Source organism: Stackebrandtia nassauensis DSM 44728, assembly GCF_000024545.1.
Lineage (GTDB): Bacteria > Actinomycetota > Actinomycetes > Mycobacteriales > Micromonosporaceae > Stackebrandtia > Stackebrandtia nassauensis.
In genome coordinates this window covers 5,689,544-5,704,240 of the sequence record NC_013947.1, presented here as the reverse complement: position 1 = coordinate 5,704,240, position 14,697 = coordinate 5,689,544, and the positions used below count along the sequence as shown (strand labels likewise).

Sequence of the window (14,697 nt, the reverse complement as noted above, 5' to 3'; positions counted from 1 at the left end):
TGCTGACCGGCAAGCCTCTGGCCCTAAACCTCGGTCAGCGGTGGGCGACGATCAAGCGGGCCTGTGGATGGTGGACCCACTCGCCGGACGGGGCAAGTCGGAGAAACTCCTCGCGCAGCGAGTCCATGAACGCGTCGCCCTGTGCCAACGCCAGGGCACGGGCCGGGCCGGAGCGCGTGAAAGCGTCGAAGAACGTCGACGCGTCAGCGTGCGTCATCGGGTAGGACACGAACTCGTCCCGCTCAAGCGCCGCGCCGTGGCCGGTCACGATCTCCGCGAACCGATCGGGCCGGGCCTCGCCCGCCGACAGCCGTCCACGCACCACTTCGGACATGAGCGCGAACGGCCCGTCCGTCTCGGTCTTCTCCGGCCAGAAAACCACCGACAACCTCCCACCCGGACCCAGCGCGTCCAGCCAAGATCGCATGACCAGCCCCGGATCGGGTAGCTGCTGGAGACCGAAGACCGACACCACGGCGGCGCACTCACCGGACCAGCGCGGATCAAGGGTCGCCGCGTCCCCCACGATCGCCGTGACATTGGGCCACGGGGAGGTCCGTTCACGCGCCCGCGCGACCATGCCGTCCGACAGGTCGATCCCGGCGATCTCACGATCGGGGAAACGCTCGACGAGCAACTCGGCTTCGGGGAAGGTTCCGCAGCAGGGCACGAGAATCGGGCCGTCGGGCAGGTCCGCCTCCACAACCGCGCTAACGGCCAGCTCCACCCAAGGCGCGAACCGCGGGACGAAATAGGCGTCGTACCCGGCCGCGGCATCGTCCCAGGCACGAGCCAGTCGCGCGAGTCGTTCAGAGTCTTCCGGCATGGCAGCGAAGCCTACCCGCCGGGACCGTCCGAAAAGTTTCCTCCGCGACCACCGATGAGTTCTCCCGCGCCGTACCGTCTACCCCTCGAACCGCCCAATGTCGACCACGAAGGAACCCCAATGACCACCGACCAGAGCTCGCCCGGCAAGGTTTTCGCGCAGGCATCCGTTTCCCTGGACGGCTACATCGCCGGGCCCGGGAACTCCGGATTCGACCGACTCTTTGCCTGGTGCACCGCAGGCGATGTTGAAACGCCGAGTGCCGATCCCGAACGCCTCACCTATCGAACCTCCGAAGCCACCGCCCGCTACCTTCGCGACCTGATGGACCACACCGGTGCCCTGGTGGTCGGCCGAAAACAGTTCGACATGACCAACGGCTGGGGCGGGGCACACCCGCAGGGCGACGTACCGGTCTTCGTGGTCACCCACAACCCCCCGGAATGGACGAACACTGTCACGCCGTTCACCTTCGTGACCGACGGGGTGGAATCCGCCGTCCGGCAAGCGATCAAGGTCGCCGACGGCAAGGACGTCGGCATCGGCCCGGGCAGCATCGTTGGCCAGGCGCTTTCGGTCGGACTGTTGGACGAACTGCGCATCGACTTGGTCCCAACCGTTCTCGGCGGTGGCGTTCGCATGCTCGACGGCGTCGGGGCAGCACCGATCGACCTCAGCGGACCCGAAACGATAACGGGCGTCGGCGTCACGCACCTGATCTACCGCCGCCCGACTTCCTGACTGAGCACAGGGTTGCCCACGTTGTCCGACCACATGGCCGGATCGCTGCGCGCACTCCACCTGGTGGTCGCCGACGTCAGGGCGACCCGCGAGGAGCTGGTCGAAAAGGGTGTGGAGATGGGCGAAGTGGACGAACACGAGGGCTCAATGTTCTACGTGCCGTTCGTAGACCCCGACGGCAACACCTGGACATTGCAGGAGATGCCCTGGCGCGTCGGGGACTTCGCGGACTGACCAGCGGAATAAGTCAACCGCTGTTCAAAGACTGTCAGCGGCTTGGATGCGCTGTTTGTACAGGCCCGTGCTCGCTGTTCGCGGTGGTTGGTAAGGATTTGGAAACTCGCGGACGGCACCATTGCTCGGGATGCGGGTCGGCGGCCGAGCTCCTTTTGGGCTGGTATCGGAGCGGACTCTCACACAGCGCAATAGTCCATGGTGGATTTCTGTGGATCAGGCCACTGACAGAGAGGCGGCAATGATGGCGTCCGACGTCACGATCGACGTCCCCGAGATACTGGCGTTGTCGAAGCGGCTGCGTGCCGAGGCGGAGGCGTTCGACAAGGCAGCCGAGTCAATCCGTTCGGAATTCGACGTTGGCGGCATCATGTCTCCATCCACACAGGGTGATATGCCGTACGGTGCGGATGCTCGGAACCAGCCCGCCTCAGCGGTGATGGCGATTCACGGGCTCGCTGTGGAACGAGCCAGGCAGCTGATCGACCACTCCCGCGACAGCATGTACCGGGCCAGTCGGCTGACCGAGGCGATCGCCATGAGTTTGCGTGGTCAAGACGAGTCGGACGCGGCCAATCTGGCCGTCGTCACCCGGATGCTGAACATTCCACGGTCCGCTGAGCCCGGCCGCGACGGATAGGGAAGGGATTGTCCATGGGCGCCTTCGACGGCTACAAGGTCTACGAGATCGCCGAGATCGTCGCACCTGACTCGCCGGACACGCTGCTGCGGCAAGCCGATGCCTGGCGCGAACTAGGTACGGCGCTGCACGACCAGGCGACGAGCATGCTGCGTCATCTGGAGGCCGCGTCGTCGGCTTGGAGCAGCAAGTCCGGCGAGGCCTTCTTCACCGCCCTGTCCGGGCAGGCGGAGCAGTTGCGGACGGCGGCGGACCAGGCATTCAGCGCCTCCGAGCGGTGGAACGGTATCGCCGTCGAGGTGGCCGATGTCCAGACGAAGGTGACCGACATCGCCGACGACTGGGCCGCGGCGGGTTGTCCGATGGACGACGGCCCGGAATCGAGGACCTTCTCCGTTCGCGCTCGCCAGGCCATGGTCGCGGCCACCGAGCAGATCGAGACCCACAGCAGTGCCCTTCAGTTCGATGTCGACTTCACGCCGCTCCCCGAACCCGAGGCGCCAGGGCAATCCGGTCATTCCTCGGGACGGTCGGGTGGCGACGCCGCACCGCCGGGACCCGGTTCCGGCTTCGTTGAGCCGGGTGGCTCTTCGGTGCCGCCAGGTGCGGACGAGCCGGACCTGCAGGGGCCCCCGCCCGGCTCGACGGGGACGGGCCCTGGACCTGGACCGGCTCTGACCGGCCCACCGCCGGGTTCGCCGCCGCCCCCGCCGGTCGCACCACCGTTCGGCCGGGTGCACCAGCAGAGCCCGGAGCCCAAACTGCCGGTCTGCCCGCCCAGGAAGCCACCTCCCGTAGGAGTCCGTCCATCCAGGACGATGCCGCCGCCCCGGTCGACGCCACCTCCCCGGCCGAAACCCTCGGTACCTCGGACGGCGCCTCGGCAAACCCCGCCCCCGGCTCCGAAGGCTCCGCGCCCGCCGGGTAGGACCGTCCCGTCGGTGATCGGTTCCCGGCAGGGCAACACCGGTACGGCGCCGATCGGGACTCCTCGTCCCGTCAACGCCCTGACCAGGCCAGTTATCGGCCAACGCCCCGGGACCACGAATCCGGCTCCCGCCGTGAAGGGGCGTCTGATCGGCCCGAACGGTGTCGTCGCCGGACCGCGAAACAAGGTTCGCGCCGTCCGGATCCCACGGCTGCGTTCTGGAGGGGAGAACCTCAACCGGGGAGTCATTCGCGCCGGTGGCGCGGGCCGACCAGCGGCGCCGCTCAAGCCTGTGGTCCAGAAGTCGCACCGCCGTGATGAGGACAAGCGCCTAAGTTCCGACGGGCCGCTGGAGGAGTTCTGGGAGCCGAACGGGGCCGTTGTCCCCGCTGTGATCACGCGGCGGTCCGACTGGCAGGGGCATCGGCACGATCCGGGACCGGTGAAGCCGTTGCGCGCCAACGAAGAGCTGAGTGGGCAATTTGATGAGCGCGAGGTCGTGGATCGGCTGTCCCGCCGTGGCGGGGAGACCGAGGAGCACAGCGAACTGTGGCGGGCACCAAAGACCTCGCCGACGATCATCACCTCCAGTGCCGAGACCACGCGGTTCCATGACCCGGGACCGTTCTTCGGTCGGGGGACGCGATCGGGGGGTTCGCGGTGAGGCGTCACGTGGAGCCGAAGGGGTGGTGGTTGTGAGTACGTTCTCGGAGCTCATGGATCGGTTGCGGATCAAGGTCGCCTCGCCCGACGGCACGGTGAAGTTGCGGTTCGACTCGAAAGGCGCGGCCATTGTCCTCACGGAGGGGTGCCTGGAACGGCATAGCGAGCAGTCGTTGGCGGCTGCGGTGGATCGGTGTCTGGAGTCGTTGTCGCGGGCTTACGACAGTGCGAAGGACGGGATCTTCGACAAGAGCGGGGGTGCTCCGGCAGTCGAGCGGCGCGGTGTTCGCAAGGACGACCGGTTGGAGCGGTACTGGGCTGAACTGGCGGCGATTCGGGTTCAGGGTATTTCTTCGCGTGGCTTCGTGACCATGGAGCGGGTCCAGGGGCGGGTGACGACTGTCGTCGCCCCCAGAGCCCTGACGCGTTGCAACACCGGCGACATGGAGGCCGAACTCAACGGCGCGCTCTCGGAGGTCTCACAACGGTATTCGGCGGCAGTGACGGCGGCTTACTGCCGCGAGTACTTCACTGTGGAGGTCGCTAAGTTGCCGCCGTTCCTGGGCTGACGAACGCCCCTCCCTCTCTCAACATCGACGATAGGACTCGACTGTGAATGTCAAAGTGAACGACGCAGATCTGCACGATGCGGCGACGGCTCCGTCGCAGCTGCCCGCGCTGATCGGCTGCGCCAAGGATCTCGCGGCGATGACCGCGGAAGCCCAAGGGGGCACGCCGCATCTAGGCGGCTCCGCGCATGCGTTGTACACGCTAGCGTCCTATATGAACGATGCGATAATCCGGAACCACAAGTCGGTAGCCGCAGGACTGGAAAAGGCCGCCATTGACTACAAGAACGCCGACGACGAGGGTGACCGAGAGGTGAGCAAGGCACTTCGACTCCTCCCGGGCGACTTGCGGCGGAAGGCGGGGCGATGAACGCCTATCTCGCGGAACTGACGGCCATCGGGGGCCGCATCGAGGCGCTGGCCAAACAGAAGATGATCGAAGAGATCGAGGCCATGCCCGCCCCGGCCGGGCCAGACGGACGGCCCAACATGCTCGGCCATTGGATCGGCCAGCAGGTGATGAAGTCGCAGCTTCCCGATCTGAAATGGGTTACCTCCACATTGGTGGAGTACGGCATGGTGCACGGCAAGGCTCTCGACGGACAGGACGCGGTGGCCGATCTCGAAGCCGCCAGGAAGGCTCTCGCGGACTTCAAATCCCCGATCGGTTTCTCCGAGGGAGTGATCCGGAGCATCCAGAAGACGCTGTCGAGCTGGGAGGAGGGTGCCGGGAAGGACTTCGAGAGCTTCTATCTTTACCAGCTGCCCTACCATTCCAGGGTCCAACAGGACATCATGGAGGCGACCCACAGCGCCTTCGACTCTTATGCGGAGCTTTATCGGCATGTGCGGGAGATCGGCCTCGAAGTGGCCCGAAAAACCGAGGAGACATTGGCCAAACTCGATCCGCGCGCGGTCGTCGCCGGTGCGTTCGCCAAGGGATTCCTCGAAGTCCTGGGAATCTCCCTTGAGGTGGCGGGGATCTTCGCTCCGAAGGGAGTCGACAAGGGCGTCGCCTTGTCCAAAGTAGTGGTCACTCAGGCGGGCAAGGCTGTGGCAGGTATCCAGCTCGGCGGTGACAGGGTCGCCGGAATTCTGGAGTCGATGAGTGCGGGTTTGAAAAGCGCGGGGGAGCATGCCAATCAGGTGCACCAGGATCTCGACAAGGTCTTCGGCAAATCTCATGAAGCCGCTGAGATCGTCTTCGACGACGCCATCCCCTCCTACCCGCCCTTCACGGGCAGGTGAGGGCACTGTCGTCACCGGCGAGCAGGTCTTCCAGTTCCTGGTGATACCTCGACGCCTGTTCGAGCTGCCCGAGTTCTTTGTGGGCGTTGCCGAGATTCTCGAGGCAACCGGGTATGCGCGCCAGGGCTCCGGCCTGGCGGGACAGGTTCAGGGCTTCGGTCAGCGGATCGATCGCCGAGGAGTATTCGCGCTGTTCGATGTGTGTGAGGCCGATGCCGTAGAGCGCGGCACTCTGGTCGTCCGCTTGTCCGGTTTCCCGGGCCAGGGACAAGGCGCGATCGTAGTGTCGCAGCGCCTCGTCGCACTGGTCCCGCATGCGACACAGATCGCCGAGGTTCACCAGGACCTTCACCTGACCGTTGGCATTGGCCAGTCCGGTGCACAACTCGAGGGCCTTTTCCAGGTGTCGCCGGGCTGAGTCGATGGCGTCGGTGTTGGTGCGCTCGGCGGACTCGACGACCAGCCACCCGAGATTGTTGAGGGCCGCCGCCTGCATGATGTCGTTCCCGTGCCTTTCGAACAGACTGGCGGCCTCTTCGGCATTGCTGAAGGCACGAGCGGTGTCGCCCGTGGCCTGGTACGGGAGTATCAGCCGAACCAGCATGTAGGCCCGCGCCTGGTCATCGTCGAGGGCCGTGGCCGAAGACAGTCCACGCTGGAGCGTGGTCAGCCAGTCCTCGTAGTGACCGCGAAGCCTGTAGTACCCGGTCATCCGCGCACACAGATCCCAGACCTGCCCGTGGAAGCCCTCGGTGTTTCCCGCGATGACGGCGGCCTTCAGTTGGTGCCGTCTGTCGTCCAGCCAGGACAGTGCCGCCGCGTGGTCGGGTATCGCGTTCGGATTGGCGTCGCCTTTGAGGGTGATCTGCGCTGGTTCGAGCCGGTGGGCGGCTAGCATGACCAGGTTCAGGTAGTGGTCGAGCAGCCGCTTGAGGGCTTCCCGTCGTGACTCGGCGGTTTCGTCGCGGTCGGCCTTGTCGGCGGCGTAGTGCTTGGTGAGGTCATGGAACTGGTAGCGGTCCGTGGCCTGGGAATCGAGCATTCGCGCGGAGGTCAGGGTGGACAGGACCGTCTCGGCGGATCTGGTCGTCGTGTCGGCCAGGGCAGCCGCTGCCTGGGCGTCCACCGGCATGGCCGGTGCCAGCCCCAGCAGCCGGAACATCCGCTGGGCCGGGGCATCCAGATGGCGGTAGGACAGTTCCAGGGCCTTGGCGACTCCCCGGTGGCCGATGGCCAGTTCGGACAGTGGCGCGTCGCCGTTCCGGAGCCGTTCCAGCAGCGAGCTGATGGTCCACTGGGGTTGGTCTCGCAGGCGGGCGGCGGCGATGCGCACCGCCAAGGGGAGGTTTCCGCAGATGCCCACGATCGCGGCGAGCGTCTCGGTGTCGCCGCCGATCCGGTCGGGACCGGCGATCTGCCGGAACAGTTCCATGGAATCTTCAATGGACAGCGGAGAGAGCGACAGGAGGTGGATATCGTCCAGACCCGACAGCCGGATGCGGCTGGTGATGAACACCAGGCAGCCTTCGGCGGCGGGCAGCAGCGGTTCCACCTGGTCTTCGCTGGCGGCGTTGTCCAGAATGATCAACAGTTTCCGGTTGGCCAGCAGGCTGCGGAATACGGCGGCGCGGTCGTCGGTGAGGCGGGGGATCTTGTCGGCCGGTATGCCTAGCGCCCGCAGCATGCGATCGAGGACGTCGACGGGCGAGACCGGCTGCGAACCGTGGGTGAATCCGTGCAGGTTGACGTAGAGCTGGCCGTCGGGGAACCGGTCGGCGACGCGGTGGGCGGCGTGGATCACCAGGGCCGACTTGCCCACACCGGCCATGCCGTCGACGGCGAACACCCTCGCGCGGCCTCGGGTGGTGCCGGAGACCGCGGCGGTGAGCGCGTGGATTTCGGGTTGGCGGCCGACGTAGCGGGCGAGGTCGGATGGGAGTTGGGCGGGAACCGGTGTGGAGGCGCCGGGCGCTTCCGGGTCGTCGCTCGTGAGTTCGTCGGCTCGGAGTATCGCCACGTGCAGGGCTTTGAGGGCGTCGCTGAAGTCGAGTCCCGACTGCTCGCGGTGCTCCGTGGTGGCGGTGCGGTAGAGCGCCAGTGCCTCGGAGGTGCGGTGGGATCGGTGCAGTGCCGTCATGCGGGCGGCGATGAGCTTCTCGCGCAACGGGTACCGGACGGTCAGCTCGGCCAATTCGGGCAGCAGTGCCTCGTGGTGTCCGGCTTCTAGTTCCGCCTCCACGCGGAGCTCCTCGGCGGCCAGTCGCTGTTCGTGGAGTCGTTGCCCGATCCGGTCGCGCAGCAGCTCGTCCGCCGCGCCGTCCAGCAGGGGGCCGCGCCACAGCGCGAGGGCGGCGGCGAGGCATCGGCCGCGTTCGTGGGGGTCGGGCACCGCACGCGCGGCGGCCACCTCCGCTTCGAAACGGAGCGCGTCGACACGCTCGGGGGCAATGTGCAACACGTACCCGGTTCCCTCATGGGCCAACTCGACCAGCGACGAGTCGGCGGCCTCCAATTGCGTCCGCAGCCGCGATATGTAGACCCGAATCACTTGGCGTGGATTCTTCGGCGCGTCGCCGTCCCACAGCAACTGCTCAAGACGCGAGGTCGTGATCGACCGGTTGGCCTCCAATGCCAACAGCCCCAGCAGCAGTCGTTCTCGCCGCCTCGCTCGCAGAATCGGTTGCCCGTTCGAGATGACTTGAACGGTTCCAAGCACCCGAACCTCCATGCGAACCGACCCTACTAGGACGGGCGCCACGATCCAGTACCGGAGCCACGGGACCGGTATGGATGGTCACGGTGCGTTTCGGCTGGGGAGCGACGTGAGGGTTAGCGGCGCATGCGGGGGTCGTGGGAGGGGTCGGGGTAGCGGGGTGGGCAGCCGTGGGTGATGGCTTCGGGGCGGAGTTCGTAGTGCCAGGGTTCGTTGTCGAAGATTTGGCATAGGCCGTATTTGGAGCCGTGGGTGGAGAGCCAGCGGGTGGTTTTGGTGGGGCCGAGGTCGATGGCGTGGCCGGATACGTGGGGGGATGTGTCGGGGGTGGCGACCCAGCGGGCGGCTTCGGTGGCTGAGCCGTAGGTGGTGATGGCTTCTTGGAGGAGGTGTTGTTGGTATTCGGGGGAGCGCCAGCCGCCGTTGACCGTGAAGGTGATGCCGTGGTGGGCCGCGTCGGTGGCGGCTTGGTGTAGGGCGTTGAGGAGGTCGGGGTTGAGGTTGGCTATGGCGGGGAGGTGGGTGTCGAAGACGGTTGCGTTGGCGGGGACGGCGCCGTGGGCTTCGCCCAGGGTGCGGTGGGCGGCGGAGAGGGTGGAGCGGGGGATGCGGGGAGCGGTTTGGGTTGGCTCGCGGTAGGTCATGCCTGTTAGTCAAGGCAAGGGTGTGTTGCCAGGTCGTATGCGATTTTTGATATGCCGACGATATGGGGGATGGAGAACGTCGCCGCGAACCTTTTGGAGGGTTCGCGACGACGTGGGGGTGTGGGTCAGATAGTTGGTAGGGGGTGGTCTTCACGATGGTTGGTGTCGTGGAGATCGCGTTGGAACCGGGATGATCTATCGGTTTGGTTGATGTAGCCGCGGTGGCGGTAGAACTTGTGCGCGGCTTCGCGGCGGTTCGAGCTGGAAACCTCCATGCGGACGCATCCTTGGCTTTCGGCGAACGATTCCGCTGCCGCGACGAGCTTGCCGCCTAGTCCTTGGCCTCGGGCTTGGTCGGCGACGACGAGTGCCACGATTCGGCCCCAGGAACCGTTTCGTTCGAAGTAGGGGCAGACGTGGACCGCGACCAGGCCGAGGAGGACACCGTTGGCGTCGGCTACGTAGGCCGCGCTGGCGGGGTCGTCGTTCCAGGTTTGGATTCGGGCCGCTGTTGTCGCGGTGTCGTCTTGGGGGTAGCCCAGTTGGTGGAGCAGGTCGTTGACGGCTGCGGCGTCGGTGGTGTGTGCGAGTCGTAGTTCGGGTGGTTTCATACGTGGTTCGATCATGTGATGGGGAAGTCGAAGTAGGTGTCGGGGTAGGGCTCGTCCTCCAGCGTGTAGTGCCACCATTCGTAGGGGTACGCGCGGAAACCGGCGGTCTCCATGATGGAGCGGAGGTGGCGGCGGTTCTCGGCTTCGGTTGGGGTGATTCCGGTCGCTCCGTGGTGGGAGACCGGGTCCATCAGGTCGTGGTCGCCGCCCATGGGGACGAGTTCGCCGGTGGCCAGGTGGTAGAGGGTGAGGTCGACGGTGCTGCCTCGACTGTGGCCGGATTTGGCGTCTACATAGCCTAGTTCGAACATTTCGGTTCTGGCTATGTTCGGGTAGTGGCGTCGTTTGGTGCGGCCGTCTTCGGGTTGTTCTGACCAGCGCATGAAGCGGTCGACGGCGCGTTGGGGGCGGTAGCCGTCCCACAGGAGTAGGCCGAAGTCGAGGGACGCGGCTTCTTTGCGGGCTCGTTCGAGAGCCGCGCATAGCGCGCGGGTGCCCAGGATGCGGTTGACCAGGTAGCCGTCGACCGGTTTGCCGGTGAAGTTGTCCCAGGTGGCGTACTTGGCGTCCCAACGGATTCCGGGAACGGCCTCGTCCACGAAGACAAAGTCGTCGCTCATCGCCGTTTTCCGTTCAGGGTCAGGGAGACCATGCGGTCGATGAGGTCGGCCATCGGGATTCCCGCGGCGGCCATCATTCGTGGGTAGCGGCTGTAGGAGGTCATGCCGGGCAGGGTCTGTACTTCGTTGAGGACCAGGGTTCCGTCTTCTTTTAGGAAGAAGTCGATGCGGGCGAGGCCTTTGCCGCCGAGGGCGCGGTAGAGGGTTTTGGCTGTCTCCTGGACGAGGGATCGTGATTCCAGGGAGATGTCGGCGGGAACGGTGATGGTGGAGTTCTCGGAGCCGCTTTCGGGGTTGTTCTCCTGGTGGATTCTGAAGATGCCTTGGGAGACGTTGATCTGGTCCACTTCGCCCGCTACCAGTCCGTATCGCTCGCCCAATATGGAGCATCCGACTTCGGTGCCGACGATGGCTTCTTCGATGAGAACCTTCGAGTCGTACTGGCGGGCGGTGTCGATCGCGGTTTGGAGTTCTTCTTCGTGGGTGACCTTGTTGACGCCGAAGGATGAGCCGGATCGGGCTGGTTTCACCACGACGGGGTAGGGGAGGCGGTCGGGTTCGATGTCCTTGTTCGCCGTGACGATCCAGTACTGCGGTGTCGTGATTCCCGCGTGTTGGGCGACCAGGTAGGTGAGGGACTTGTCCATACACAGAGCGGAGGTTTGGACGTCGCAGCCTACGTAGGGGATGCCGGACAGTTCGAGCAGGCCTTGGATCGCGCCGTCTTCGCCGAGTTTGCCGTGTAGGACGGGGAAGACCAGGTCCAGGCGGATCGTTTCGTATTTCCCGTTTTCGAGGACGAGGAGTCCGTGGACGTTTCTGTCGGGTGACAGGACGGCGGGACGGTTTTTGGTGGTCTCCCAGCCGGTGTCGGGGCTGTCGCACAGCAGCCAGTCGCCGGTTTTCGTGATGCCGATGTAGAGCACTTCGTATTTGTCGGTGTCGAGGTTTCTGGCGACCTCTTGTGCGGACTTGACGGAGACGGGGTTCTCCTCGCACGCGCCTCCGAATACGATGCCGACCTTGGACTTAGCCATGCTGGTTCCTGTTCTCGAATTTCTGGCAATTGATGATGGAGTTCTCGACCGTGTCGCTCAGGGCGTGGTCGGTGTAGTAGGCCGTGTGCGGGCTGATGAGCACATTGGGCAGTTCTTGTAGTCGCAGCAGGGATTTGCTCTCGATGACCTTGTTGCGGCAGTCGGCGTAGAAGACGCCCTCTTCGCCCTCGATGACGTCCAGGGCCGCACCACCCAAGCGGCCGCTCTCCAGTGCGGGGACCAGGGCTTCGGTGTCGATGAGGGAGCCGCGTCCGGTGTTGATGACGTAGGCGCCGGGTTTCATCTGCTCGAGGCGGGTGCGGTTGAGGAGGTGGTGGGTGCTCGCGTTCAGTGGTGTGTGGAGCGTGACCATGTCGCTTTGGCGCAGCAGTTGGTCGAGGGGGACGTGGTCGGCGCCGGTCTTGTGACGGCGATCGTGGGTGAGGACGCGGCAACCGAAGCCCCACAGTCGGTCCATGACGGCGGCGCCGATTCGTCCGGTGCCGATGACGCCGACGGTGAGGTCGCGTAGTTCTCTGCCGCATACGTCGTTGAGCCGGTAGTCGTGGACGTCGGTGCGGCGGATGATGGATTTGGCGCTGCGCACCACCATCAGCATGAGCATCAGGGTGTAGTCGGCGACGCTGTCGGGGGAGTAGGAGACGTTCTCGACGGTGATGTCCAGGGTTTTGGCGTAGTCCACATTGATGTGGTTGTAGCCGATGCTCCTGGTGGAGATGTAGTTTGTGCCGATTCGGTTGAGCGCGCGGAGGGTGGCATCGGTGATTCGGGTCTTGTGACCGACGCTGACGCAGCGGTTGCCGAAGGCGAGTTCGACGTTGGCTTCGGTTAGCGGTGCCGGGGTGATCGTGGGGGTCACGCCGTAGCTGGGTGACATCTCGCGGAACAGGACGGCCTCGTCCTGTCCGCAGCCGTAGACCGTGATTCCCATCGTCGGGATGGTCGAGGCGGACGCGGGCGCCTGCCATCGGGCGCGAGCCGTTGATCGGGCTGGTTCGCTGAAGGTCATGCCTTCATTCAAGACAGCGGGATGTTGCCAGCGCGTATGCGTTTTTCGATATGCTGACGATATTCTACTGGCGGGTAACTTATCGTTGGTGTATCGGAAAATCGATACGTTTTGGCAACGTCTGAGTGGCTTGAATGGTGGGCATGATCCCACTCAGTCTCGGCGAGATCGCCGTGGTCGTTGACGGGACGGTCGAGGGTGACGGCGCCGTGATGGTGACCGCTCCGGCCGTGCTCGATGGTCGGCAGGCGGAGCCGGGCGGCTTGTTCGTCGCGTTCGCTGGGGATCGCGTGGACGGCCATGATTTCGCCGAGCAGGCGGGCGAAGCCGGTGCGGTGGCGGTGCTTGGTTCCCGGCCCACGTCGCTGTCTACTGTGGTTGTCAAGGACGTGCAGGCCGCGGTGCAGGCGCTCGCCGCTTATGTTGTGGGGCGGTTGCGGGATGGGTTGACCGTTGCCGGATTGACGGGGTCGCAGGGGAAGACCAGTACCAAGGATCTGTTGGCGACTGTGGTGTCGAGTACCGCACCGACGATCGCCGCGGTCGACTCGTTCAACAACGAGATCGGGGTGCCGGTCACCATGCTGCGCGCTGACGCGGCGTCTCGGTTCCTGGTGCTCGAAATGGGTGCCCGTCGTGTCGGTGACATCGCGGATCTCACCGGTTTGGTCGCGCCGGACGTCGCGGTCGTCCTCAACGTGGGTCAGTCGCATCTGAGTTATTTCGGGTCGCGGCAGGCCATCGCCAAGGCCAAAGGTGAGCTGGTGCGAGGGCTGGCGCCCGGGGGCACCGCCGTTCTCAACGCCGACGATCCCGTGGTGGTCGCGATGCGTTCGCTGACCAATGGGCCGGTGCTGACCTTCGGGTACGCGGAGCATGCCGACGTGCGGGTAGTCGACCTGACGCTGGATCGGCTGAGCCGACCGTCGTTCACGTTGCGAACCGCGGACGGCTCGGCTTTCGTCGAGCTGCCGCTCGTGGGGGCTCACCAGGCTCACAACGCGTCGGCCGCGGTGGCGGCGGGGCTGGCGGCTGGGGTGCCCCTCGATGTGGCCGCGTCGGCGTTGGCCACCGCGTCGCTGTCGAAGTGGCGTATGGAACTGCGCGAACTCGACAGTGGAGCGACGTTGCTCAACGACTCGTTCAACTCCAACCCGGACTCGACTCGCGCGGCTTTGGACGCGCTGGCGGGGATCGAGGGCGGGCGTCGGATCGCGGTTCTTGGCGAGATGCTGGAACTCGGTGATGACCACGAGTCGGAGCACCGTGCGGCCGGGGAGTACGCCGCCGCCCGGGCCGACGTCGTGGTCGCGGTCGGCGGGATCGCCAGCCTGGTGGCCGACGGCGCGGGGGACTCGGCGGTGGCGCTGCCTGACAACGACGCGGCCATCGACTGGCTGCGCGGGCACATCACGGCTGGGGATGTGGTGCTGGTGAAGGCTTCCCGTGGCGTGTTCCTGGACGAGGTCGCCGCCGCGCTCGTGTAGATGAGCGCTGTTGCTGGTCGCTTCTGGCGAAGTACGTTACGGGCGTCGCCATCGGGGTGGCCGCGCCGGTTGTGTTCGGGCAACGGCTTGCGGAGCGGCCATATGGTGTTTGGCATGCGTCTGCCGCCACTGCCGGAGCCGATTTCGTCGCCGAGTCCTGATCGGCTTGCCCGGCGGGCCGTTGGTGACCGATCCATCGACGTGCCCAATTCGCCGATCACGATGGAGCCGTACGACCCGTCTTGGCCCGACAGGTACCGGGTCGAGCGGTCGCGTATTCGCGACGCGCTCGGTGCTGGCGCACTGGCCGTGGAGCATGTCGGGTCGACCGCGGTGCCGGGGTTGTCGGCGAAGAACCGCATCGATATCGATCTGATCGTGGCCGATCCGGCCGACGAGAACGCGTATGTACCGGCGCTGGAAACAGTTGGCTATGTTCTGCGCGTCCGCGAGCCCGAGTGGTACGAGCACCGTAGTTTGTGGACTGAAGGGCATACGGTGAACCTGCACGTGTTCGCGCCGGATTGCGATGAGCACTTGCGGCACCTGGCCTTTCGCGACTGGTTGCGCGCGCGTCCGGATGAACGGGAGTACTACGAGGCGGCCAAGCGGCGGGCCGCCGCTGACAACGCGTGGTCCGCGTCGGGGTACAACTCGCAGAAGGCTTCCGCGATCATCGAGATCCTGCGGCGGGCAGGGCTTCGCT

The 14,697-nt window shown here is 65.6% G+C and carries 15 protein-coding genes and 1 pseudogene; 9 read left to right on the top strand and 7 right to left on the bottom strand.

Annotated elements, in window-relative coordinates; genetic code table 11:
- Window positions 1-34: 34 nt before the first annotated feature.
- Window positions 35-826 carry a class I SAM-dependent methyltransferase gene (locus SNAS_RS26545; RefSeq protein WP_013020571.1) on the bottom strand — a complete coding sequence of 264 codons (792 nt, stop codon included), beginning with the start codon at window positions 824-826 and terminating at the stop codon, window positions 35-37.
- A 120-nt stretch (window positions 827-946) separates the two neighbouring features.
- Here SNAS_RS26545 and SNAS_RS26540 point away from each other — a divergent pair, with 120 nt between their 5' ends.
- The 7 genes from SNAS_RS26540 (at window position 947) to SNAS_RS26505 (ending at window position 5,849) form a co-directional block, all read left to right on the top strand.
- Window positions 947-1,567, top strand: a complete 621-nt coding sequence (locus tag SNAS_RS26540; protein WP_013020570.1) for a dihydrofolate reductase family protein — start codon at window positions 947-949, stop codon at window positions 1,565-1,567.
- A gap of 21 nt (window positions 1,568-1,588) precedes the next feature.
- Window positions 1,589-1,801 (top strand): VOC family protein, encoded by a 213-nt coding sequence (locus SNAS_RS26535; RefSeq protein WP_144300647.1) that lies wholly within the window; start codon window positions 1,589-1,591, stop codon window positions 1,799-1,801.
- 244 nt (window positions 1,802-2,045) lie between these two features.
- Window positions 2,046-2,441: a hypothetical protein gene (locus tag SNAS_RS26530; RefSeq protein WP_169313925.1), complete on the top strand. Its 396-nt coding sequence runs from the start codon at window positions 2,046-2,048 to the stop codon at window positions 2,439-2,441.
- A 14-nt stretch (window positions 2,442-2,455) separates the two neighbouring features.
- The gene (locus SNAS_RS35415) at window positions 2,456-4,033 is read left to right on the top strand and encodes a WXG100-like domain-containing protein (RefSeq protein WP_013020568.1); all 1,578 of its coding nucleotides are present in this window, start codon (window positions 2,456-2,458) and stop codon (window positions 4,031-4,033) included.
- Between the two features lie 22 nt (window positions 4,034-4,055).
- Window positions 4,056-4,601, top strand: a complete 546-nt coding sequence (locus tag SNAS_RS26515) for a hypothetical protein (RefSeq protein WP_013020567.1) — start codon at window positions 4,056-4,058, stop codon at window positions 4,599-4,601.
- A gap of 43 nt (window positions 4,602-4,644) precedes the next feature.
- Window positions 4,645-4,971, top strand: coding sequence for a hypothetical protein (locus tag SNAS_RS26510; protein WP_013020566.1), 327 nt, complete (start codon window positions 4,645-4,647; stop codon window positions 4,969-4,971).
- A complete protein-coding gene (locus SNAS_RS26505) occupies window positions 4,968-5,849 on the top strand; it encodes a hypothetical protein (protein ID WP_013020565.1) in 882 nt (293 codons plus the stop codon). The genes SNAS_RS26510 and SNAS_RS26505 overlap by 4 nt, the downstream gene beginning before the upstream one ends.
- Here SNAS_RS26505 and SNAS_RS26500 read toward each other — a convergent pair.
- The 6 genes from SNAS_RS26500 to SNAS_RS26475 form a co-directional block, all read right to left on the bottom strand.
- Complete coding sequence (locus tag SNAS_RS26500; protein ID WP_169313924.1) at window positions 5,836-8,565, bottom strand: AfsR/SARP family transcriptional regulator; 2,730 nt, start codon at window positions 8,563-8,565, stop codon at window positions 5,836-5,838. The genes SNAS_RS26505 and SNAS_RS26500 overlap by 14 nt on opposite strands.
- A gap of 113 nt (window positions 8,566-8,678) precedes the next feature.
- On the bottom strand, window positions 8,679-9,206 hold the full coding sequence (locus SNAS_RS26495; protein ID WP_013020563.1) for a M15 family metallopeptidase: 528 nt from the start codon (window positions 9,204-9,206) through the stop codon (window positions 8,679-8,681).
- A gap of 125 nt (window positions 9,207-9,331) precedes the next feature.
- Window positions 9,332-9,817: a GNAT family N-acetyltransferase gene (locus SNAS_RS26490; RefSeq protein WP_144300646.1), complete on the bottom strand. Its 486-nt coding sequence runs from the start codon at window positions 9,815-9,817 to the stop codon at window positions 9,332-9,334.
- An 11-nt stretch (window positions 9,818-9,828) separates the two neighbouring features.
- Window positions 9,829-10,437: a D-Ala-D-Ala dipeptidase VanX gene (gene vanX / locus SNAS_RS26485; protein ID WP_013020561.1), complete on the bottom strand. Its 609-nt coding sequence runs from the start codon at window positions 10,435-10,437 to the stop codon at window positions 9,829-9,831.
- Window positions 10,434-11,474, bottom strand: a complete 1,041-nt coding sequence (vanA, locus tag SNAS_RS26480; RefSeq protein WP_013020560.1) for a D-alanine--(R)-lactate ligase — start codon at window positions 11,472-11,474, stop codon at window positions 10,434-10,436. Before vanA ends, vanX begins: the two co-directional genes overlap by 4 nt.
- A complete protein-coding gene (locus tag SNAS_RS26475; protein ID WP_041625192.1) occupies window positions 11,467-12,504 on the bottom strand; it encodes a D-isomer specific 2-hydroxyacid dehydrogenase family protein in 1,038 nt (345 codons plus the stop codon). The genes vanA and SNAS_RS26475 overlap by 8 nt, the downstream gene beginning before the upstream one ends.
- Window positions 12,505-12,647: 143 nt before the next feature.
- On the opposite strand from SNAS_RS26475, the gene SNAS_RS26470 reads away from it, so the two are divergent.
- Window positions 12,648-13,991: a UDP-N-acetylmuramoyl-tripeptide--D-alanyl-D-alanine ligase gene (locus tag SNAS_RS26470; RefSeq protein ID WP_041626947.1), complete on the top strand. Its 1,344-nt coding sequence runs from the start codon at window positions 12,648-12,650 to the stop codon at window positions 13,989-13,991.
- Window positions 13,992-14,672: pseudogene (locus SNAS_RS37830) on the top strand (GrpB family protein); the annotation flags it as partial.
- Window positions 14,673-14,697 lie beyond the last annotated feature (25 nt).